Here is a 21,140-nt window from a genome sequence, read left to right as displayed (position 1 = left end):
CAGTTCGTCGTCTCCGGCGGCTACGCCGCCTCCGACTCCTCACTACCGGCCAAGATGAATGTCGGTACACCGGACGAAATCATTGTCGCCCCCCATGTTTCCCCGCTTCGAGAGGCCGGCCATTGCCCGCTATCGCTTTGACCGTGAGGCCTGTTCCCTCCAACGCTTCGGTGTCAAACCCGTCGCCTTGCGGAACACCGTCGTGAAATGCGCCTGCGTATGAAATCCCACAGCGTAGGCAATTTGTGCAATCGGCAGGCGGCCTTCCGCAAGTAGTGATTTGGCTGCACCAAGCCGTTTCTCTGTCAGGTATGCATGCGGACTCAGTCCCGTGGCAAGCTTGAATTGTGCAGCAAAGTGCATCCGACTCAAGCCCGCGCGTTCTGCTAGGTCTGTCAGGCTAATCTGCTCACCGAGATTGTCCTCGATGTACTCAATGGCACGCTTCAGCCTCCAAGGCGCAAGTCCTTGGCGAAGACCCTCATCTGAAAACGCATTTTGAAACTCCATCGCGCGAGCAAGAATCGCCATGCCAAGGCTCTCGCAATAAAGACCAGAAAATGGACTTCGCAAGCTCGTGGCCTCGAGCAAGGTACACCCCAGCTTACCCATCACGGTGTCGGGGGCAAACCCGGGGTCCGACAAATGATATTCAGGTGGACAGCTGCATTGCTGCAGTTCCTCATAGGTTGCGACGAGAATCGCGCGCGGCACGAATACATGGACTGCTTCGACCGGTCTTCTGAAGCTGCAACGGATTTCTTCTCCGGGCGCTGCGATTTGAGTGCCCCCAAATCCTCCCGTGCCCTTCGTTATACGTCGACCATTTCGAAAGCAGTCCACGATGGTGTTCCGCAGCAGCACTTCGATAATGTAATGTGCTTCAAGTACTGGAGCGCGCAACTGCCGCTCATGTTCCGCAGTGTCACGCCAGAATGCGATAGAAATGCGCGACGCTGTGAGTTGGACATGGGCGCACTTTCGCCAGTCCGCCTCTTCTTCGAGCGAGTTTCCGGGGCTTCTGTTTTGAAGCCCGGGCTCACATGCAAACATATCGGGATACATGACACTGCCCCTTACTCAACATATTACGTAGTACTAATCTAATTGGCCTTATTCCGCACCAATAGCAAGCACGCGACTAAGCTTGCAGCGTGGAATTCAGGTAGGTGCGTGGCGGCTCTCTATCCGCACACAGGCGGAGAGCTACTCCGCACGTATCGGCCACATTTAAATTTATCGGATTTGGCTGCTTTGGCGAACAGAGAACAAGGACGCACGGGCCTTGTCCTCTACGCGCGACGTAGTTCCGCACACGCGTTGCCACCGCTGTCATTGCTGGTGCTTCGACACTTACCAAAACGACCTGTGTCGCCCCGAAATCGACGACTGCCATGCATACGCCGAATGCGTCCGCCTCCGGGTAGCGCGCACTCTCAACTTCGAAGAGTTGTTGATATCGGCCAAGGGATGCTGGAGCGTCGACGACTGCAATCCAAATCGAATCTATGCCGGTCACGCCGTTGGGATGCAACCGGATATCACCATCAGGAACTCGAGCGGTTCGAGGCGTCATGTCGCAGCAAGCGAAAGGAAGTTCTCTTGAAGCTGGCCATCCAACTCTCCACCGCAAGTCAAAGCCGTCTACCGTCTTTCTGGACCCGTCAATGGGTCCAGCCATCTGAATACTGTGGCTTTGCGCACAAGCGAGTAAACCGGCAAGGTCCTGCGTACTCACGGCAAAATCTACCAAGCCCTCGCCATCGGCTTCCAGAATGTGCTGCCAACGGTCTGCTGGTGAGTGCGCGGACCACTCAATCAGCTCAATGAATGACCCGTCACCAAATACAACCAACGCATTCCGCGTCGGTGCGTGTCCGTGTGCCCCCCCGGCAACCACATTGAAACCCAGCGCCCGATAACTGCGGCTCGCGTCCGCGAGATTCCGTACCGCGACGACCACATGGTCGATTTGCAATTTCGGGTTCACAACGGGAACTCCTTCAAATACTGACCGGCCGCAGCAGGGTCGTCACCGCATCAATCGCTTTGCAGTCCAATCAGGAGCGACTCATATCGGCTCGTATCCACCGTCTGCCGTGTGAGTCTCTTCGCCAGCGAGGGCGGGTGTGAATACACAAACAAGTCGAAGGTCACCTTTGATAGCACGCACGACGTGCCGGTCATGCTTATCAAGCACATATACGCTACCTGGCCCCAGCTGAAATCTCTCGCCACTCGCGAGGTCTACGACCTCGCCTTCGCCAGCGAAGCAATAATTAGCCTCCACGTGATGCCGATACTGCAGTTCCATCTGGGTGCCCTCTTCGACTGTCGTATCGTGAAGAGAAAAACCTACACCGTCTGCGGCAACGACCAACCTCTTACTGTCCCAACCTTCCCCACGAACGTGTCTCGGGGTTCCAACGGTCAAATCGACGTCACGTACTAACATTTCATGTTCCTCTCACTACCGAGCGATATCCCCTCGGGTCAACTGCTTGTCCATTTGCCAGTAACCAACCAAGCATTACTCAAATGCGAGCGACATGCGTCGTTGGACCAAGCAAGGCAGCGCGGAGTGACAACAAAGGCCTTGAAGCATGGCCCCATTCACCCGCCCCTCTCTACTTACCGTGGGCGACAAACACCTTTGCGTCGACCCAATGGTCACCGGTCAGTCGATACATCGTATACGGAGACACGGCGAGGTCACCGTTGGCGTCAAAGGCAATCGGCCCCGTCAAGCCGTCCATGCTTGTCTTCCTCACCGCCTGAAGTACGTCGACGGCTTTAGTAGATTGGGCGGCCAATACCGCCTGCACGATGACCGACGTTGCATCGTAGGCATAAGGTCCCTGGAATCCTTCCAGCTTTGCCTTGAATCGCGCCTCATAACGGGACGGAAAACCCTTTGCTGGCATCTTGTCGGATGGCAACCCGGGCTGGACAGTGACCGTGCCTTCACCGTCGCCGCGCGCCATATTCAGGAAGGTGTTGTTGTTGAACCCTTCGCCGGCGAGCGTCGCACGCATACCCAAACTTCGCATCCGTCTGACTATCTGGCCGGCTTGCGCATCAAATCCACCGAACACAACCACATCAGCGCTCTGGGAGCGTATCCGGGTCAAGACGGCGCTGTAATCAACTGTCTTGTCAGTTACGTACTCTCGGGCGACGATTGCGACGTGGCGTTGGGTGATGAAATCGTTCACCCGGTCGGCAAGGCCCGCACCAAAATCGGTCCGGTCGTCGATAATTGCGACCCGCTGGGCCTGAAGGTCTTCGACGATATAGCGTCCCAACTCGGCACCGGCCACCGCGTCCTGCCCAACCACTCTGAATGACGACTTTTTGCCTCGAAGCGTATATGTAGCGTTCGTGGAGCTCGGGCTTACCTCTGCTATATGAGCGTCGTCGTACACGTTCGAGGCGGCGATACTGCAACCAGAATTAAAATGCCCTACCACCCCGGCCACAGACATGTCCGCAAAGCGCTGGGCGACCTGACTTGCGACTCGCGGGTCCGCCTGGTCATCTAGTGGCACCAACTCGAATGAGACCGCACGGTCGACTATCTTCGGATGCCGCTCATTCGCATCCTCGATTGCCAGTCGCGCAGCGTTTTCCATTTCCTTTCCGTCGGCCGCCGACGGTCCTGTCAACGGGGCAGCAAATCCAATGCGGACAACAACCGCGTCCTCCGCCTGAGCGCCCTGACACCAGAGAGCTCCCATCACGACAAGCACGCCGGCAACGAAAGGCTTCAACGTGGTCATGAACCAGTTCATGATTTGCTCCCGATGAACGTTACGTCCCTAGTTCAACGGCGCGGTGTAAAACCACAGGCATTGCTGCATCGCGCATATCCATACAATAGAAACAAGCCTCGCGGAATGCAAACAATTTTCTTCGAAAAAACCACTTGTCTGCATTCAATCATCCAATTAAGCGCATACATTTTTCAGCATTGAATTTTTGGGCCACCAACGATTATGGTTCTATTTCGGGGCTCTCAGCCTTCATCTTATGTAAGAGCACAAGGTGCAAAAGGTCAATGTATGTATCGTTCCGAGGAAACCGCTATGGTTCCGACCAAAGCGCATCATTCCGCCAGACAGAGGGGATGCAGACACTGACGCACAAAAGTGGAGCAGATTTCAAAAATGTTGCATACAATATGAACAGATTGCTCCGGGCGAGGTGCGAAATGTTGCGAACATCTGGCTGGACTCCGGTCCTTCAAGATGGGAACGGTCCCACGTATTTGGCAATCGCAAATGCCGTCGCCGAAAGCATCAACAAGGGCGAACTCCGCGTTGGCGACAGACTGCCCCCACAACGCGTACTCGCCGCGTCTCTCGGCATCGACTTCACAACCGTTAGCAGAGGCTACGCGGAGGCCCAACGACGAGGCCTGCTTGAAGCTCGTGTGGGTCGAGGCACCTATGTGAAGGCAATACACCGTCCGCCCGCCAGCCCAACGAACGTGTCCGGCATCGACATGCTGATAAATCAGCCGCCGCCGTTCGACAATCCCACACTGGAAAAGCGAATCTGGGAAGGCGTGCCTGCAATGCTGACCGAGCGCGGCATGGAAATGCTCATGCGTTACCAGGTGCCGAGTGGAGCCATGAGAGACCGCCTGGTGGGGGCAAACTGGCTGGCTCAACGTATTCCGGGGCTTGGGCCTGAGCGCGTCCTCGTTTGTCCCGGCGCACAAGGCGCACTCCTTGCCGTCTCCATTATGTTGGCAAGCGCAGGCGACACCATTTGCGTCGAAGCGTTGACATATCCAGGCTGCATCCTGCTTGCGAAGGAACTGGGCATCCGTCTGTCGGCCGTCGAGATGGACGAACATGGAGCGATACCCGAATCACTTGACGCAGCTTGCCGGTCCGAGAAGCCGAAGGCGTTCTATTGCACTCCCATTGTTCACAACCCCACCACGATTACGATGCCTCTGGACCGGCGCATCGCGTTAGTTGAAGTAGCGCGCCGTCACAACATCCCAATCATCGAAGACGATAATTATTGGCCTCTGGTCAACTCGCCCGATGATTCTGCCGACGCCTTGCGCGAACTTCCCAGTCTTGCGTCCTTGGCGCCCGAGCTGGTCTATTACATTTCGGGACTTGCGAAATGCGTTTCTCCCGCACTGCGAATCGCCTATCTAGCCGTTCCTGACCAAAGCTCCGCAGAAAGAGCTTCCGTCGTGATACGTGCGACGGCTTCGATGGCCGCACCGTTGAGCGCAGCTGTCGCTACTTACTGGATTGAATCTGGCTTGGCAGAAGAGATGCTTCGTGCAATACGCACAGAAAGTGAGGCACGCCAAGTTATCGCGCGCCGACATCTTGGTGTGGACCTTGAAAACCGACATAGCCACGGCTTTCATTTGTGGCTACCGTTGCCCATGCCCTGGACGCGCAACGCGTTCATAACCCAATTGAAGCTCTCAGGTATATCCGTCGCTGGTACCGACGCCTTTTCGGTTTCCGAGGCGCCCGATGGCGTCCGACTCTGCTTAGGCGCGCCGAGAACACGCAGCGACCTTGAAAATTGCCTGCACCGAATCGCCGACATCCTGCATCTCAAATCATATGAACCGAGTCAGGTAATCTGATGCTCGTAGTGCTACGCGCTGAGATGTTCGTTTGAAGAACGCTAGGGGCCGAGCATCGCCTTCTGGCGTGCGCGACTACGCGACGTGATATTGAGAGGGTCGGGACGGTACCGTCTTACGGCATTGAGGTACCGTCTTGCGGCATTGAGGTTTCGTCCGTGCCATTCAACCATAGGCGATACGAGTCCAAAGGCTTCTGCAGCCTCCTCTGCGGAGGTGGAAGAGGCATCTTCACGCGACTTATGAACATCGCGGCGATGATGCACTCTTTAATAATACCCTCGCTCCACTTTGCTCGAAATGTCCATGCACCTCGCTAACATGCAAAGCGAAGCGCCCAAGTTGTCCAAAACACCTAGATATCCAGAGTGACGCCCTCACGATTGAGCGTTCCGTCCTCGAGGTGAGGCCCTGGATGCGGGCGTGCGATACAAATCAGCGCTTCGCCCGGTTCGACGTCATGCGCTGGAGGTTCAGTGTAGTCGACCTCACCTTTAACAACTCGCGTCACGCAAGTGCCGCAACTGCCCGAACGGCAGGCGTAGAGTGGCTGAAGACCATTGGCTTCCGCCAACTCGAGCAGACTGCCAGCTTTCGGCCTCCAGATTGCAGTCTTGCCACTTTTGGCGAACGTGACCACGACACCCTCGCTGTTGTCCACTTCCGCTGTCTGTTCGATTCGACGCGAGACCGAGCCCGGGCCGAAGCTCTCAAGGTGGATTCTGGAATCCCGCACGCCTAGTGATAGTAACGCGTCGTACACGCTCTGCATGAAGCCCGGTGGTCCGCAAAGATAAACCTCGTAATCGTCAAGGGGAAGCACCCTTCGCAGAAGCGTCCGGTCGATATATCCTTCGCTGTGGTGCGTTTTTCCGAGAACATCATCTTCAGATGGACGGCTGAACACCATGTGGAGAATCAGGTTGGCGTGAAGTTCTGCTTTCGTCGCGAGGTGTGCCGCAAATGCTCGGTGCTTGCTGTTAATCGCGGAATGTATGAAGTAGATTGGCTTGTGGAGGAGCGTACGGCCATCGTTGACCAGTTGACTATTGAGCATCGCGATAACGGGTGTAATGCCAACACCGGCGGAGATAAGCGCTAGAGGTCTGCCTGCAGTTTCATTGAACACGAATGCACCGCGCGGTGCGAGCGTCTCAATTGTGTCGCCAACGCCAATGTTGTCGTGCAGGTAGTCGGAGCAGCCGCCGTTGCCTTCGCGCTTGACGCTAATCCTATAGGTGCGACCGTTCGACGCGTCAGACAGAGTATAAGTTCGGGTCGCTGGCTCGGCCCAGCCAGGCGGCTGCACCCGGATAGGCAGATACTGCCCCGCCTGGTAAGTCACGAGGCCGCTGCCATCCCCTGGCGCGAGGATGAAAGAGCGAATACTCGTACTCTCGTCGACGGTCTTAAGAACCTTGAATGGTCGCCAGACCGTGCGAAGCCGCTCCGCTTCCAACGTCTTTTCGACGTCGCCCCAATCGCCAGTACGCTCAAGAAGTGGCGAATAGTCCGGAGCCGTGAAGGTGCACGGCAGGCTTGCCTCGACACGGCATACTTCGTCAATGTGATAGCGGAACAGGCGCTGTGCGCCGGTGAAAGCGCGGACCTCAGGACCGTCCCAGACAACCTTCGCGTGAGCGGCAATGTAGAGCATGTCGCCCCTATCAAAGTCGACGAACATCAACCCTGCATGAGTGTCGAATTGCCAGTTGCCAATCGTATTGAAGAGAAAGTTGCCAACAAAGTCCGGTGCGGTCAGCGTATGGTCGTCATCGATACGTACGAAGCCGGGCCGGCCGCCTCGGTGCGACACATCTGCACCAGTGGCAACCGCGTCTCCTTCTTGTAGAAGGACGCTGGCAACGAAATAGGTGTCGGATTTAGAAATAATGGCCGAGGCCGAGGCGTCCAGGTGGCTACTGCGGTGAACCGGTCGTGGCTCCGGTGAAAGCGGGTCGCGATGAAACGAAAGCGCGCGCCCCTGAATATATTGCGGGCAGATACCTAAGGTCTGCCGGACGTCGATTGTGAAACCATCAGGCAGCAAAGTCCCGACGGTGCCTATCATGCGATTGCGGCGGCGAGTATGAAACTGGACGCCGAGCAACGCTACCTCTGCGCCGGGCATGAGCGTGTCGTTAAGCGGGTCACCGTAAAGCGCGCGGGCCCGAACCGTAACTGCCACATCACTTGTGGGACTGACGAAACCGGGCTCGCCAACCAGCAACGACGCCCAAGGTCGACCAGCGGAGTCGACGGATGCCATGAAAACGTACGGGAGCATCGGGAAGAATTCCCGCTGTTGAGGTGTCAGGTAGCGGCGGACAGCACGGCGCCCCTGAGCGTCTATCTTTTCGCGGACGCCAACACGCTCTTGCACTTCTAATTCGCCTTCATGGAACGGCGAACGCTCAAGGTCCCACCCTGGTGAAGGGGGAACGGTTGAACCACTCATGACCTTGCTCCCTATGTCTCAACGTCTGGCGCCAAACTTCGGGATTCACCTTGATGAAGCACATCCATCGACGGGACCGTCCATCAGACCTGCCGGGATTGACATATCCGTTTCACGATGATTGTCCTTGCTTCTTCCAAAGTGGTCCGAGGCACAGTTACCTTCAAAATGGCGCAAAGGCGGAAAGCGTCCACTCCCATCTTCCCGGGTTGTTTCCCATGTCACATGCAAAGACCAGGCTTTTCCTCCAACACCCTTAGACGTTCAACCCGGCCGGAGTTTTCTGAAATTCCACAAATCCCGGCAGCGCCTCGATTCGCCGCAACCAGGCATTCACATTCGGGTAGTCTTTCAGGTCAACGTTACCTTCGGGTGCTCGCGCGATGTAGCTATATAGCGCGACGTCAGCGACGGTCGGATGGTCGTGTGAAATGAACTGGTGCCCATCCAGCTCCGCCTCGATGAGTTTCAGTATGCTGTGTGCAACGCCAATTACCTGCTCCGGGTCGTACTTCGCTCCGAAGACCGTGATTAAACGCGCTGCGGCAGGCCCATGCGCAATCTCACCAGCGGCCACGGACAACCAACGCTGTATGGCTGCCGCAGCCTGTGGTGCTTCCGGGAGCCAATCTTCCTTGCCATACTTTTTCGCGGCATAAATGAGAATGGCGTTCGAATCGGAGATTGCCACGCCATCGTCGACCAGCACCGGTACTTGCCCAAAGCGGTTAAGTTTCAGGAATTCGGGTGCCTTATGCGCCCCTTTCATCAGGTCGACCTCCACGAGTTCAGGCTGCAGACCTATAAGGGACAGGAAAAGTCGAGCACGGTGGGAATGACCGGACAGTGGATGGTAATAGAGCTTCATGGTTTTCTCGCCTCTTTCGAAATTTGAGTGGGTGATGCCGGTCGTCGGTAGGGAAAAGGGTCAATGGCGGACGGGACGTCCGGCGAAGCGAACCATTGACGCGCTCACTTTCCCAAATAAGCTCGAGGGCCTGGGGCTGGCGGAGCCTTGCTGCGCCTGCCCCCGAGCCCATCCGGCGGCGAGGACTTCCCCGCCTTGGGGCGGGGTTAGGGGTGGGGTATCGTCACCCAAGAGCGGTCCAATGCTCAAAAAATGTGCAAATTCTTACCCACTCCATTTTCAAAAGAGCCGTTTTCTCTCAATCGAAATGGAACAAGGAAGCGCTGCAGGTTGCCGTCAAAGTCCGAGGTCACTCAGTCCGGCGTGGCCGTCAGGACGTCGACCGAGCGGCCAATGGAACAATCGCTCATCTTCCCGAATAGGAAGGTCGTTGATGCACGCGAAGCGACGAATCATCAAGCCGTTCTCGTTGAATTCCCAGTTTTCGTTCCCGTATGAACGAAACCAATTGCGGGAGTCATCGTGGCATTCGTACGCGAAGCGCACGGCAATTCGATTACCAGAGAACGCCCAAAGCTCCTTAATCAGCCGGTAGTCAAGTTCGCGCTGCCACTTGCGCGTCAACAGCGCAACTATCTCAGCTCGCCCGTTCGCAAACTCGGCACGATTCCGCCAGTGTGAATCGACGGAGTAAGCAAGGGAAACCCGCTCGGGGTCGCGAGTGTTCCACCCATCTTCAGCAAGCCGCACTTTGAGTGTCGCGGTTTCGCTGTCGAACGGGGGACACGGAGCGCGTACGTCTTCCGACATCATTCACCTCCTGCCCAGGTAAAGGGACATCAATTGCTGACCGGCGAGGCAAAGGCTGCTCACGCAGCAGCCGCCGTGCATTGGATGTGTGCGGACAAAGTTTGACCGTTGCCGATTCCGGTTGGTTACGTTCGCGAACGGTCAAAGCAACGTTTGTATTGGTTTTGCACGATTGCATCGCTGGGCTACACGAGGAGTGTTAGGCACGCTGAAGATACAGTGCGAAATCGATACGAAATTGCAAACTTCGAAACAATGAGAGTGCGAAGCAAGGCAACATCCTCGAGCGAAGGCGACGCCGGCCAGCCAATCCAGGGCGCGCGGGCCTACCCCGTCCGATTGGACCTAGGTTTCAAAGGGGCGTCCGACCTGTGAACCAGCACAGAGCCGTATCATCATTTCGTTGTGGGAGGTCGCATGGCTACCGAGGCAGACAGCGGTGCGAACGACGGTCATGCCAGCACGGACATTCCAAGGTATCAATGCGTGCGCTGCACCGGGCCGTTCGCCGCCGTACCTAAGTCGTCCCTTGGACACCCTCCCGGACCGAGCGGTTACCGGCTCGAAAAAATCGAGCCTGGCGTCACGGCGGACCAAGTCACACACGTCATCTACAGTCAGTCTCACTTCGACCACATCGGCGCCGCCGATATCTACCCGCAAGGCGCAGTACGAATTGCACGCCAGTGCACTGCAGACAAGTTGGCCGAGTATCGCGACCATAAGCGTTCGATGCCGACAATCACATTCAGTGATGAATATGTGCTGGAGCTAGGCGCTACCAGGCTCGAACTCCGCTATCACGGAAACATCCGTCAGCCCGGCAACATCTTCATATACGAGCCGAGACAAAAGGTCCTCATGCTCGTGGATATCATTTTCCCAGGATGGGTACCCTTCAGAAACCTGGCGGTTGCCAATGACGTTCACGAGTATTTGCATGCCCACGACTTGCCCCTCGATTACGACTTCGACGTTATCGTGTGTGGCAACCTTACGCGTTACGGCACGCGTGCCGACTTCGTCACACAGAGGGAGTTTGTGCAGCAACTGCGCGCGACTTCCATCAAGGCCTTGAAGTCTGTACGAATTGAAGACGTCGCCGCATGGACCGGGACGGAAAACCTGTGGGCCCTGATGGACGGCTATCTGGAAGATGCAATCGAAACTGTCACGAACGAAATGCTCACGACCCCGACTTCCGATGGACGGCTGTGGACCGAGAGGCTGGGAGGTGCGGACGTATGGACCAGGCACCATGCGTTTTCCATGATTCAGGCGCTACGCATCGAAAAACCCGATTAGTCGTTATGGAGTGCAACGCAAGAACGTTCTATAGATGTGGCGGCTGTTTCTATAAACTGTGTTCACGCCCGAGCTAGGTGAAAAACATACACGCTTCGCGGGGGACATATCTTGGCATGTCAACAAAGACAACCATGGAGCCACACCGTGCTGGATTGCAAGCAAGACAATAGGTGGAACATCGTCGATTACCGTCCCGAATTCACGGATGGGGTCATCGATTTGATTCTGACCATACAAAACGTTGAAGCGGGTCTTGACATATCGCTCGAGCAGCAACCCGACCTTCTCTCTATCGAATCAAATTACCTGCAGGCGGGTGGCGGATTTTGGGTCGCAGTAGACGAGTCGGGCGACGTAATTGGCTCCGTAGGACTTCAACGCGAGACCGAGGCCGTCGCCGTTCTCAAGAAATTCTTTGTCAAGGACGGCTATCGTGGGGCTGGCGTCGCGGCTGGCCTATTTGACAGGCTGCTCGCATTCGCAGACCAGAAGGGCGTGAAGACAATCATCCTGGATACGCCATCCCTTGCAAGTCGGTCACACGCGTTCTATCGCAAGAAGGGCTTCCGCCAGATAGATAAGTCCGAGGCACCTATCACGTATGACTACCCTGACCGGAATTCGCTGTTGTTCCGCCTGGACCGCTAAAGCAAACAAGAGGCGGCGAACCTATCGTCGCCTCTATTTTTTCGCCTCGTCGGCGGAATCTGTGGGTTAGTTTGGGCCCGAATCGTCATCAAACTGCCTGAATTAGGCTACTTCTGTGGTGCCGAAGCCGATACAGATTCAATACCGCTTTCGACGGGCAGTTCGAACCACTCGAGGGTCGTGCAGCGTCAAGTGTGGACGTAGTCCAGCGAAGCGAACACTTGATGCCACGCAAGCAAAATACGCTACCTGTATGGCCGGAAGCGGCGCACTCTCGCTTCCGGCCATACAGACGAACAGCGAGCACTCAGGAGCCGCATACCTAATGACATATCCAGCGGTCTCAAAATCACCCACAGATTCCGCCCACGACCCATTTTTTCTTGGGGCGCGAAAACTGTTTCGGCACGACGAAATTTACAACTGCGCTGTCGAGCGTTTCATGATTGGCGTCCACGAGTTCGACTAAAACCTTGTGCGGTCCAACCACCAGCCCAACAATGATTAGGGGTTCCCCGCTTGCATCGGCCCAATGCCACGGCGCGTCGTCGACCGTTACATGAATGTGTCCGATACGTGGCGAGTCATCGAGTGCCTTAGGACCAAAGACCGGTACGATGTGAAGATTCTCTGCCCGGTACTGGATAAATAGGAAACCTTTTGCTAGAGGCTCGGGGAGTGGCGGGTCGACGAACGATTCGTGCGGGGGGTTCGTTTTCAAGCGGGACAACGGGGTCCGCTCCGCGTATGTCTCGTGCACTCTGCCCGAACGCACCGCTCGCGCATAGAAAGACAGTCGCTGCGGCAATGCTAGCCAACATCCGATTCACGACAGGCTCCCTTTGTTTACCCCGAATGCGTCGCTCGACGTTGCTTGAACGAGCATCCGCCCAATCCTTCGATGGCGAGTATAGGTTAAGTGTTCGTAGCGTCGCACCGGCTTAACACGCGTCGGAGCCGAGCCCGCTATCCGGGACTGCGCCGCACCTGTGGTTCAAGACCGGGCAGACTCCCGTGCTAACAGGAAGCTTTTGCGTGCAAATCGGAAATACTTTGCCCGTGGTCGACGACTAACCTCAAGGCATCCTCAAGACAACGCGAGAGACGCCATGAAAGAAATCATTGAGGGGTTTCTACGGTTCCAAAAAGAGATTTTTCCGGAAAGAGCTGAGCTCTTCAAAAAGCTTTCAAGTGCTCAAGCCCCCACGGCTCTCTTCGTCACATGCTCGGATAGCCGCTTTGTCCCTGAGATGGTCACTCAACGAGAGCCCGGAGACATTTTTGTGATACGCAATGCGGGCAATATCGTACCCGCCTATGGCGGTGAGCCTGGCGGTGTCTCCGCAACTGTGGAATACGCTGTTTCGGTCCTCGCAGTCGCCGATATCGTCGTCTGCGGACATTCTGACTGCGGTGCCATGACAGCAATTGCGACGCACAAGGACCTGAAGCACCTGCCTGCCGTTGCTGGCTGGTTGCGCCACGCGGACGCAGCCGCTGCAATCAACGATTCGCATCAGCACGCATCACCCTCCGACGCACTTAACTCAATGGTGCGCGAGAACGTTATCGCTCAGCTGACCAATCTTAGGACTCATCCATCGGTTGCGTTGGCGCTCTCAAACGGTACGGTGAGACTGCACGGGTGGGTATACGACATCGAAACCGGTTCAATCGTCGCCTTGAATTGGGAGACACGGTGCTTTGTGCCGCTTTCAGAGTACCCGGAAGCATGTGCAACACCTGTGATGTCGGCGTCCCGTCTACCCTAAATCCTTCGTGATAGGTGATTAATCATGCTCCAGACACTTGTCTCACCGACCGCCCGCGAACAGCTTACCGACAAGGTTCTCGCATCGAAAGCGAGCAAGGGATTGTCCTGGCAGGACTTAACTGAGGGAACCGGACTGAGCCTGGTCTTCCTGACAGCAGCGCTCTTGGGCCAACACCCGATATCGAAAGAGGCAGCGGAGACCGTATCTCGGCGGCTTGAACTCGATGAAGAGGCAGTCGCACTTCTGCAACAGGTTCCGCTTCGCGGCAGTATTCCGGGCGGCGTTCCTAGTGACCCGACGGTCTATCGCTTCTACGAAATGATTCAAATTTATGGGACGACGCTGAAGTCCCTTGTACATGAAATGTTCGGCGACGGCATCATCAGCGCAATCAATTTCAAGATGGATATACAGAAGGTACCCGACGCCGAAGGCGGAGAGCGAGCCGTCATCACACTGAACGGCAAGTTCCTGCCTACCAAGCCGTTCTGAGCCCCCTGATTCCCAGTGCCACTTTACAAAGAGATTGACTTGAAATTTTCCATTTGCGCTCGGCGCCCTTCCCAACATGAAGGGGCCGAGTTGAAGCGAATCCGACGACGTTACTGAGGAGTCTGAAAAGTGAACTTCAATCCTGACAATGCGGCCGTCGTGATTATTGACCCGCAAAACGATGTACTGAGCCCTAAGGGGACTGTCTGGGCAGCGGTCGGCGCTAGCGTCACGGAGAACAAAACGGTCGCCAACCTGGAGCGGGTTTTGAAGGCGGCAAAAGATAGGGGCGTAGATGTGTTCGTATCACCCCACTACTTTTACCCGACCGATTTGGGATGGAAATTAAACGGTCCGGTTGAGGCTGGAGAGGTTGAAGCCGGGACGTTCTCCAGACGCGGACAGCTCACGCTCCAGGACTTCGAGGGTTCGGGTGCAGATTGGGTTGAGTCGCTAAAGCCATACATAGAAGACGGCAAGACAATTGTTGTCAGTCCACATAAGGTCTTCGGGCCACAGACCAATGACCTCGTTCTTCAAATTAGAAAGCGGGGCCTCCAGAAAATATTGCTCTGCGGGATGATTGCTAATCTTTGCGTTGAATCTCATCTTCGCGATTTTCTTGAGCAAGGGTTTGAGGTCACTGTGATATCGGACGCGACCGCTGGTCCCCGCCATCCCGAATGGGGCGACGGATACAAGGCGGCGATGGTGAATTATCAATTCCTTGCTCATGCTGTATTGCCAACAGATGAGGTGGTCAAGCTGCTTGGTTGACGTAGATGGTGGCATTTGCTGCAATGAGCATAGCGATGCACTTTCGAAATTCAGTGTAGCGCCACCATCAGCTGCATCATCTTGGGGCATTGAGCCACGTTCACTTCCCGAGTCCCCAGTGGACCCGGGTCTGTTGGCTTATTGGAGAGGCAGATGCGTCCAGAACTTTTCCCGTCCGTTGGGCGCGCTCCGGCACAAGCTTCGCCTGCAGAAGTCACCCGGGATGCCATGACCTGCATCACAGAGGTGTTGCTCGGCCTACGTTCTCCGTCAAGTCACGCCGTGCCTTCCCCGAAGCGGCGGCTTCCCAAGTTTCGCGCTTGCGCCTGCACCGCTGCAGCCGTTGCAAATGAACCAGTTAAGCAGGTTACCGGACCAACCCGATTCCAAATTGTCGAGCGATTGTCGCGTGAAACGCTTTCCGTTTACTGGAGTGACGCCCGGACGGGACTATACGCCGACCAGCTTTGGAGACTGGGTCGTGCCCGCATACGTTCATTTTGCGTATTAACCGGTGCTCCCATTCAGGTCGGTGACTTGGTCTATCGTCCCAAATCACAAAATAAGGGTAGCCCCGCAAATCGGGACTTCATGATACTTGCGGACATGGTCCACGATGAATTTTCGGGCGTGAATTGACCGGTTGTAGAGGACCTGATTGACCTCAACGTTGCTCGCTCAACTTTGCCGGAAGCTGTAGTGAGCTAGCAATCTGCAAGCTTTCCCTCGCCCGGCCTTCGCCCTCTGTCGAAACTGCATTGAAGTTAGAACGAGCATTGGCGCGATTCCCCTAACACCCAGCTGTTTTACTCCGGGTTTTACGAGCCCCAGCGCGCCCGTCGAAAACCCCAGACGCTGATAACTGCTGCCACTACAACTCCTACAGAAACGATTGCAAATGCGGCATTCAGATTCGCGTGCCAGACCGTTACTGCGGCTGACGCAGCAAGTGCAAAACTGAATCGGGCAATTGCAGCCGTCATTGGCCAACCGACGCGGCCTGCGCCCTGCCCGGCGAAGTAAAGCTCCGAGACAACTGCAATCAATCCATAAACAGGGCCAACCACACGGAAGTAGCTTGCGCCGACCTCAAAAATTGCGAGGTCTTGCGTGAACAAGCCTATCCAAACCTTTGGTACAAAAGAGACAGACAGTCCGAGCCCTTCGAGCATCGTCGCTACGAAGATGGCATTGAGCATCGCTGCGCGTCTGGCCCGCATCACGTTCCCGGCACCCAGATTGGTTCCTACCATCACAATCGCAGCCGTCCCGAAACCAAACATGACGGGAATCAACAGCATGTCGAGCCGAGACGCAATGCCATATCCGGCGATTGCCGACACCCCAAATGCGCCTGCCGCCGCTGTCACCGCGCTGATAGAGAACGTTGTCATCAGTGCGTTTGTCGTTGACGGCAACCCTACAGCAAGAATCGCACGAAAATGAGCGCGATTCAGCGGATAACGGCGCAATTGCAGTGTGGCTCGCCCCGAACGCATGTACGCTACTTCCGCGACAAGTGCACCGATATTGCAAACCACTTGCGCAATGCCGGCGCCGGCCACACCGAGAGCTGGCAGACCAAATTTCCCAGATATGAGAGCCGGAGAGAGTATGAGCCCGGCGACCACACTCCCCAATATCATTAACGCCGGCGTCCTGACGTTGCCGGAACCGCGCAACGCGGATTGCAGGAGCGCCAGCATCCAGTACGGAATGGCGCCAGCAAAGAGAATGTCGGAGTACAGAATCGCCTGATGAAGTGATTGTCCGACGCCGCCAAGATATCGGTAGATTGTCGGACCGGCTGCAATGGCGACAATCGAAAACAGCCCACCCGCGATAATCGCAATCACCACTGCGTGCCACGCAATGCTCTCCGCCTCGCCATAGCGGCCGGCGCCACGGGCGCGAGCAATCGCCGACGAAACCCCGCCTCCAATTCCGCCATTAGCAACCATGGTCATCGTCAGCATGACGGGAACGACCATGGATGCCGCAGCGATGGCATTGGCACAAAGCGTACTGACAAAGTACGTTTCCGCGATGCCGAGCACCGTTGTCATCAAAAGCACAGCAACCGTTGGTAAAGCGAGCCGAATGAGCGTTGACAGTATGGGGCCGTGCAGCAATCGATTCGTTGACTGGACGACATTGTCTGGAGGTGCGGGACCTCGCGTTATGGGCGCTGTCGTGGAAAGTTCGGAGGTCGGCGTTTGAAATGACGTCATCTATTCGTTCTTGGCGTTGTCGTACGGTGCGGGCATCAAAAAGCTGCCGTCCCGAGACCCCAAGGCTGGAAATGCGCTCGCGGCAGATACGGAACGACGAGGGAGCAAATTAGCCCGACGTCCGCGCGCCGTATAGAAGGTTTATGCGAAAACCAGAAACAACCGTCGAAGCGAACCAATCCGCACGTTAAGCTAGCCTCCGTGGTTTTGGCTGGGTAGTCTTGGGGACAAGCCATCGGCGCCTGAACGAGGGCGCTAGAGAACCGATGGCTTTTTGCGTTATACGCGTAATACGTGAATTCAGAGATTCAGATGTAGAGGATGATTAGCCGCCCTCGAATATGGATGCAGACCATACACACCGCAGATGCGAATTAAATCTGAGCCGAGCCGCCGTCGACAAACAGTTCGCTGCCGTTGACGAAACTACTCTCATCGGATGCCAGAAACAGCGCAGCGCTTGCGGTTTCGTCGGGATTAGCCAAGCGTCCTAGCGGAGTCGTCGCCTCAACCGAGCTCACCATGCCTTCGTGTACGTCATTCGACGGCGCAAGGTTGTGCCAACCCGGTGTCGACGTCGACCCAGGCGCAAGTACGTTCACGCGAATCTTGCGCGGCGCGAGGTCCAGAATCCAGCCGCGTGCGAAGTTGCGGATGGCCGCCTTGCTTGCGCTGTAGACGCTAAATGCGGGGATGCCGGTGACGGCCGCCGTCGAGCCCGTGAGAACAATCGATGCGCCATCCTTGAGCAGCGGCAAGGCCTTCTGTACCGTGAAGAGCGTCCCTTTCACGTTAATCGCAAATGTTTTGTCGAAATGCTCTTCGGTGATATCGCCGAGCGCGGCGAACTCTCCGCCGCCAGCGTTCGCAACCAGGACATCGATGACGCCCGCTTCTTCCTTGATGGTCGCGTAGAGGCGGTCGAGGTCTGCAAGGTTTGATACGTCCCCTTGGACGCCACGAGCGTCACCGCCGACTTCGGCAACCGCCTTGTCCAGCGCCTCCTGACGACGACCGGTCATGAAAACACGCGCGCCCTCCGCCGCGAAGCGCTTTGCAATTGCGAGTCCGATACCGCTGTTCGCGCCAGTGACCAATGCAACCTTACCTGTAAGCCTACCCATCTCGACACTCCAGTTACGTTTCAAGGTCGCATTATGTAACGGCACATTCTGATAAGATAGTACCTACCTAAAGGTAAGTATGAGGTTTTTCGATGGAACTGCGTTCGGACAGCTGCGGATTAGAGGTGGCGTTGACGGTTATCGGCGGCAAGTGGAAACCCCTCGTTTTGTTCCATCTCAACCATGGTCCTCGTCGATTTGGTGAGCTGAAGCGGCTCATGACCGGTATCAGCGAGAAGGTCCTGATTCAGCAGCTGCGAGAGCTCGCGGATGACGGGGTCGTCATTCGCCAGGACTATCAGACGGTACCGCCCAAAGTGGATTACGAAATGACCCCATTTGGTCACTCTCTGGCGCGAGCATTGAAACCGCTGTGCGCCTGGGGCGATGAAAACCGGTCGCGGATTGCTGAGTTACAAAAGGAAGCTAAGTCGACCGCCGCCTGACATGGATGACAAGAGCGCAGGGAGTCGGGCGAGCACTTTTCCTGACAGCGAAGTCCGCAGCAACGTGATGTCGTTTGTGGCACTCAGCGGCACAATGGGGCCTCTCAGGTTCTGGCACAGCCCTCGGAATAGCCAGAATCTCTTATCCGACCCGGCCCGCGTCGGGTCGGCTTTTTCCTATCGCACCCCACATCATCCCGAACGGACGCACTCCACCGAGCGAGGAAATCAGGGGTTGAGCGATTCGTGGAGCGTGGCGTCTTGCTATCAAATCAACCCTTGCCGTGCGGGTTCGGCGCCTCGAAGGCTGCTGACGCCCCCCGGATAAGTTCATAGCGCATCCGCCATGCACTCCGAGTCGCCCCGTCTCAGTGTTCGTGTTTCGAGAATGGTGTCTTCAGCTGTGTCCCGTTTCCGGAGTTCATGCAAGCGCACATACTCAGCGCCATCAATCACGAACAGCGTGATTCCGAATTCGACCCACGAGGAATTCCCATGGCTATGTTCGTTCGAGGCCGAGGTATTCGACCGAACAGAAGAAGGCGGCCGTCTATCATTATCTGAGTCATGACCGTTGTGTTGCTGCAACCTTGAGGGCGTTGAGATATCCGAGTCGTGGGACGCTTTCAGCGTGGATTGAAGAACTGCGCCCCGAAATCGGAAAGCGCGTTGTTGGCAGGGCTACTGGCGGCGTTCCAAAATCGCGAGAGGTGAAGCAGGCAGCAGTCATCGAACTGTGCACCCGGGAGGGAGGTGCCCGCGTAGTTGCTGAAAAGATAGGCGTGAGCAGGCCGACGCTTTACAACTGGAAAAACAAGCTACTCGGTCGTGAGGTTCCGGCATCCATGAAACGCCACAAGAATCCAGCACCGCCCCACGAGCGGGCGGAGCTGGAACAGCAGGTCGAATCGCTTCGACGTGACATCCGGCAGTTGCAGCTCGAGCATGACATCCTGAAGAAGGCAAATGAACTGTTAAAAAAAGGACTGGGCGTCGACCTGCAACTCCTGAGCAACCGGGAGAAGACGATGCTGGTTGATGCCCTGAAACAGACCTACGCGTTGCCTGAGCTGTTAGCCGTAATGGGGCTTGCTCGCAGTTCCTACTTTTATCACCGTGCACGTCTGCTCGTCGCTGACAAGCATGCTGAAGCGCGTCGCGTCATCGCAGACATCTTCGAACTCAATCACCGTTGCTACGGATATCGTCGAATACGCGCGGCATTGGTCAGGCAGCAGGTCTTCATCTCGGAGAAGGTGGTGCGACGTTTGATGAGGCAGGAGGGTCTGGCCGCTGCCACAACCAGGCGACGTCGCTACGGCTCCTACCGTGGAGAAATAAGTACCGCGCCGGAGAACCTCATCAATCGTGACTTCCGCACAGCAGCCCCGAATGAAAAGTGGCTCACCGACATTACCGAATTCCAGATTCCGGCCGGCAAGGTCTATCTGTCGACGGTGATCGACTGCTTCGACGGTCTCGTTGTGAGCTGGTCAATCGGCACGCGGCCGGATGCCGAACTCGTAAATACCATGCTGGATGCGGCCATCGAGACGGTGGCCAACAGCGATGAACGGCCTGTGGTCCACTCCGATCGCGGTGCGCACTATCGTTGGCCGGGATGGCTCTCACGGATGCGCGATGCCAGGCTAGTTCGTTCGATGTCACGCAAAGGATGCTCGCCCGATAATGCAGCCTGCGAAGGTTTCTTCGGGCGACTCAAGACGGAGTTGTTCTATCCTCGTGACTGGCAGGCTACGACCGTTGAGGAATTCATTGAGGTAGTCGACTCCTACATCCGCTGGTATAACGCAAAGCGGATCAAGGTCTCGCTTGGCTCACTCAGCCCGCTCGAATACCGGGAGAGTCTTGGAATTGCGGCATAAACCAGTCCAAGATTTTAGCCGCACCCCCTTTTCCGGGGCTGCCGATTTTCCAGACACTGTCTGGAAAATCTCCGCGGCCGGCCAGGCGACATAGAACGCGCGCATGCTGGCCAGATTGGCCTTGCCGAATCCGCGTCCGAAACGGCGCGTCAGGTCCTCCGCGAGCCGGGCGATCAGCGCCTGTCCGTAGCCGGCGCGCGCCTGCCCGCCCTGCTCGCGGGCGACGATCCGCCGCCCGATCTCCCAGTAGGCGGCGGTCATCACGGCATTGACGTTGCGTGCCGCCGTGCGTCGCGCCGACTCGACGACACTGACCACTTCTTTATGCAGCCCGGCGTAGTCGCCAGGCGCGATCGCCACCTTCGTCATGACGCGTTGACGGCATCCTTGAATGCCTTGCCAGCCGTGAACTTGACCGTCCTTGCCGCGGCTATCTGGATTTCGGCGCCCGTCGACGGATTGCGTCCGGTGCGTGCCGCGCGCTGCCCCGTCGAGAACGACCCGAAGCCGACCAGTTGCACGGCATTGCCAGCGGTCAGCGCGCGCATGATCGCTCCGAGCACCGCATCGATGGCTTCGCCGGGGGTGACCATAGATTCCTACTCGAATTCGGCGTCAGTCTGCCAATCGGCAAAACGGTAATCGCGCGCCTGCCAACCGTGCTTGCGGAACACTCACTACCCCCGCGTCT

At 56.6% G+C, this 21,140-nt stretch carries 20 protein-coding genes and 2 pseudogenes; 10 read left to right on the top strand and 12 right to left on the bottom strand.

The window, feature by feature from the left end; translation table 11 throughout:
* Positions 1-129 precede the first annotated feature (129 nt).
* From P3T16_RS34070 to P3T16_RS34055, 4 genes are all read right to left on the bottom strand, one after another.
* Positions 130-1,065 (bottom strand): helix-turn-helix domain-containing protein, encoded by a 936-nt coding sequence (locus P3T16_RS34070; protein WP_429345561.1) that lies wholly within the window; start codon positions 1,063-1,065, stop codon positions 130-132.
* A gap of 76 nt (positions 1,066-1,141) precedes the next feature.
* Positions 1,142-1,963 carry a VOC family protein gene (locus tag P3T16_RS34065; RefSeq protein ID WP_429345562.1) on the bottom strand — a complete coding sequence of 274 codons (822 nt, stop codon included), beginning with the start codon at positions 1,961-1,963 and terminating at the stop codon, positions 1,142-1,144.
* Positions 1,964-2,071: 108 nt separating this feature from the next.
* Positions 2,072-2,455, bottom strand: a complete 384-nt coding sequence (locus P3T16_RS34060) for an ectoine synthase (protein WP_429345560.1) — start codon at positions 2,453-2,455, stop codon at positions 2,072-2,074.
* Between the two features lie 172 nt (positions 2,456-2,627).
* Positions 2,628-3,791 carry a branched-chain amino acid ABC transporter substrate-binding protein gene (locus tag P3T16_RS34055; RefSeq protein ID WP_429345559.1) on the bottom strand — a complete coding sequence of 388 codons (1,164 nt, stop codon included), beginning with the start codon at positions 3,789-3,791 and terminating at the stop codon, positions 2,628-2,630.
* Between the two features lie 389 nt (positions 3,792-4,180).
* On the opposite strand from P3T16_RS34055, the gene P3T16_RS34050 reads away from it, so the two are divergent.
* Positions 4,181-5,626, top strand: a complete 1,446-nt coding sequence (locus tag P3T16_RS34050) for a PLP-dependent aminotransferase family protein (protein ID WP_429259905.1) — start codon at positions 4,181-4,183, stop codon at positions 5,624-5,626.
* Between the two features lie 355 nt (positions 5,627-5,981).
* Here the strand turns inward: P3T16_RS34050 and P3T16_RS34045 are convergent, their stop codons facing one another.
* The 3 genes from P3T16_RS34045 to P3T16_RS34035 form a co-directional block, all read right to left on the bottom strand.
* Complete coding sequence (locus P3T16_RS34045) at positions 5,982-8,084, bottom strand: 2Fe-2S iron-sulfur cluster-binding protein (RefSeq protein WP_429345558.1); 2,103 nt, start codon at positions 8,082-8,084, stop codon at positions 5,982-5,984.
* A gap of 256 nt (positions 8,085-8,340) precedes the next feature.
* Complete coding sequence (locus P3T16_RS34040) at positions 8,341-8,952, bottom strand: glutathione S-transferase family protein (RefSeq protein WP_429259891.1); 612 nt, start codon at positions 8,950-8,952, stop codon at positions 8,341-8,343.
* Positions 8,953-9,288: 336 nt separating this feature from the next.
* Positions 9,289-9,762, bottom strand: coding sequence for a DUF1348 family protein (locus P3T16_RS34035; protein WP_429259890.1), 474 nt, complete (start codon positions 9,760-9,762; stop codon positions 9,289-9,291).
* 417 nt (positions 9,763-10,179) lie between these two features.
* On the opposite strand from P3T16_RS34035, the gene P3T16_RS34030 reads away from it, so the two are divergent.
* Positions 10,180-11,067, top strand: a complete 888-nt coding sequence (locus tag P3T16_RS34030) for an MBL fold metallo-hydrolase (RefSeq protein ID WP_429345557.1) — start codon at positions 10,180-10,182, stop codon at positions 11,065-11,067.
* Positions 11,068-11,214: 147 nt separating this feature from the next.
* A complete protein-coding gene (locus P3T16_RS34025) occupies positions 11,215-11,718 on the top strand; it encodes a GNAT family N-acetyltransferase (RefSeq protein ID WP_429259888.1) in 504 nt (167 codons plus the stop codon).
* Between the two features lie 349 nt (positions 11,719-12,067).
* On the opposite strand, the gene P3T16_RS34020 is transcribed toward P3T16_RS34025, so the two are convergent.
* Positions 12,068-12,448: a DUF6130 family protein gene (locus P3T16_RS34020; RefSeq protein ID WP_429345556.1), complete on the bottom strand. Its 381-nt coding sequence runs from the start codon at positions 12,446-12,448 to the stop codon at positions 12,068-12,070.
* Between the two features lie 379 nt (positions 12,449-12,827).
* Between P3T16_RS34020 and P3T16_RS34015 the strand changes: the two genes are divergently transcribed.
* From P3T16_RS34015 to P3T16_RS34000, 4 genes are all read left to right on the top strand, one after another.
* A complete protein-coding gene (locus P3T16_RS34015) occupies positions 12,828-13,490 on the top strand; it encodes a carbonic anhydrase (protein ID WP_429259887.1) in 663 nt (220 codons plus the stop codon).
* Positions 13,491-13,514: 24 nt separating this feature from the next.
* On the top strand, positions 13,515-13,985 hold the full coding sequence (gene cynS / locus P3T16_RS34010; protein ID WP_429259886.1) for a cyanase: 471 nt from the start codon (positions 13,515-13,517) through the stop codon (positions 13,983-13,985).
* A 129-nt stretch (positions 13,986-14,114) separates the two neighbouring features.
* Positions 14,115-14,762 carry a cysteine hydrolase gene (locus tag P3T16_RS34005; protein ID WP_429259885.1) on the top strand — a complete coding sequence of 216 codons (648 nt, stop codon included), beginning with the start codon at positions 14,115-14,117 and terminating at the stop codon, positions 14,760-14,762.
* Positions 14,763-14,915: 153 nt separating this feature from the next.
* Complete coding sequence (locus P3T16_RS34000; protein ID WP_429259884.1) at positions 14,916-15,401, top strand: DUF3331 domain-containing protein; 486 nt, start codon at positions 14,916-14,918, stop codon at positions 15,399-15,401.
* A gap of 179 nt (positions 15,402-15,580) precedes the next feature.
* On the opposite strand, the gene P3T16_RS33995 is transcribed toward P3T16_RS34000, so the two are convergent.
* Positions 15,581-16,993 (bottom strand): MATE family efflux transporter, encoded by a 1,413-nt coding sequence (locus P3T16_RS33995; RefSeq protein WP_429345555.1) that lies wholly within the window; start codon positions 16,991-16,993, stop codon positions 15,581-15,583.
* A gap of 374 nt (positions 16,994-17,367) precedes the next feature.
* On the bottom strand, positions 17,368-18,117 hold the full coding sequence (locus P3T16_RS33990; protein WP_429259882.1) for an SDR family NAD(P)-dependent oxidoreductase: 750 nt from the start codon (positions 18,115-18,117) through the stop codon (positions 17,368-17,370).
* Between the two features lie 92 nt (positions 18,118-18,209).
* On the opposite strand from P3T16_RS33990, the gene P3T16_RS33985 reads away from it, so the two are divergent.
* Positions 18,210-18,563 (top strand): winged helix-turn-helix transcriptional regulator, encoded by a 354-nt coding sequence (locus P3T16_RS33985; protein ID WP_429345554.1) that lies wholly within the window; start codon positions 18,210-18,212, stop codon positions 18,561-18,563.
* Between the two features lie 500 nt (positions 18,564-19,063).
* A pseudogene (locus P3T16_RS33980) lies at positions 19,064-20,449 on the top strand (IS3 family transposase); the annotation flags it as partial.
* Here P3T16_RS33980 and P3T16_RS33975 read toward each other — a convergent pair.
* Positions 20,402-20,818 (bottom strand): DUF1016 N-terminal domain-containing protein, encoded by a 417-nt coding sequence (locus tag P3T16_RS33975; protein ID WP_429345553.1) that lies wholly within the window; start codon positions 20,816-20,818, stop codon positions 20,402-20,404. The pseudogene P3T16_RS33980 and the gene P3T16_RS33975 overlap by 48 nt on opposite strands.
* On the bottom strand, positions 20,815-21,042 hold the full coding sequence (locus tag P3T16_RS33970; RefSeq protein ID WP_429345552.1) for an HU family DNA-binding protein: 228 nt from the start codon (positions 21,040-21,042) through the stop codon (positions 20,815-20,817). Before P3T16_RS33970 ends, P3T16_RS33975 begins: the two co-directional genes overlap by 4 nt.
* On the opposite strand from P3T16_RS33970, the pseudogene P3T16_RS33965 reads away from it, so the two are divergent.
* Positions 21,040-21,140: pseudogene (locus tag P3T16_RS33965) on the top strand (IS110 family transposase); the annotation flags it as partial. The gene P3T16_RS33970 and the pseudogene P3T16_RS33965 overlap by 3 nt on opposite strands.

It is taken from the genome of Paraburkholderia sp. GAS42 (assembly GCF_050436565.1).
GTDB lineage: Bacteria > Pseudomonadota > Gammaproteobacteria > Burkholderiales > Burkholderiaceae > Paraburkholderia.
This window is presented reverse-complemented; position numbering and strand designations above follow the sequence as displayed.

Bases quoted from the DNA above. Each gene is read 5' to 3' on its own strand.
- P3T16_RS34050 (WP_429259905.1), top strand. From the start codon at position 4,181: ATGAACAGATTGCTCCGGGCGAGGTGCGAAATGTTGCGAACATCTGGC.
- P3T16_RS33985 (WP_429345554.1), top strand. From the start codon at position 18,210: ATGGAACTGCGTTCGGACAGCTGCGGATTAGAGGTGGCGTTGACGGTT.
- P3T16_RS34000 (WP_429259884.1), top strand. From the start codon at position 14,916: ATGCGTCCAGAACTTTTCCCGTCCGTTGGGCGCGCTCCGGCACAAGCT.
- P3T16_RS34015 (WP_429259887.1), top strand. From the start codon at position 12,828: ATGAAAGAAATCATTGAGGGGTTTCTACGGTTCCAAAAAGAGATTTTT.
- P3T16_RS34040 (WP_429259891.1), bottom strand. From the start codon at position 8,952: ATGAAGCTCTATTACCATCCACTGTCCGGTCATTCCCACCGTGCTCGA.
- P3T16_RS33995 (WP_429345555.1), bottom strand. From the start codon at position 16,993: ATGACGTCATTTCAAACGCCGACCTCCGAACTTTCCACGACAGCGCCC.
- P3T16_RS33990 (WP_429259882.1), bottom strand. From the start codon at position 18,117: ATGGGTAGGCTTACAGGTAAGGTTGCATTGGTCACTGGCGCGAACAGC.
- P3T16_RS34070 (WP_429345561.1), bottom strand. From the start codon at position 1,065: ATGTATCCCGATATGTTTGCATGTGAGCCCGGGCTTCAAAACAGAAGC.
- P3T16_RS34030 (WP_429345557.1), top strand. From the start codon at position 10,180: ATGGCTACCGAGGCAGACAGCGGTGCGAACGACGGTCATGCCAGCACG.
- P3T16_RS34035 (WP_429259890.1), bottom strand. From the start codon at position 9,762: ATGTCGGAAGACGTACGCGCTCCGTGTCCCCCGTTCGACAGCGAAACC.
- P3T16_RS34045 (WP_429345558.1), bottom strand. From the start codon at position 8,084: ATGAGTGGTTCAACCGTTCCCCCTTCACCAGGGTGGGACCTTGAGCGT.
- P3T16_RS33970 (WP_429345552.1), bottom strand. From the start codon at position 21,042: ATGGTCACCCCCGGCGAAGCCATCGATGCGGTGCTCGGAGCGATCATG.
- P3T16_RS34055 (WP_429345559.1), bottom strand. From the start codon at position 3,791: ATGAACTGGTTCATGACCACGTTGAAGCCTTTCGTTGCCGGCGTGCTT.
- P3T16_RS34060 (WP_429345560.1), bottom strand. From the start codon at position 2,455: ATGTTAGTACGTGACGTCGATTTGACCGTTGGAACCCCGAGACACGTT.
- cynS (WP_429259886.1), top strand. From the start codon at position 13,515: ATGCTCCAGACACTTGTCTCACCGACCGCCCGCGAACAGCTTACCGAC.
- P3T16_RS33975 (WP_429345553.1), bottom strand. From the start codon at position 20,818: ATGACGAAGGTGGCGATCGCGCCTGGCGACTACGCCGGGCTGCATAAA.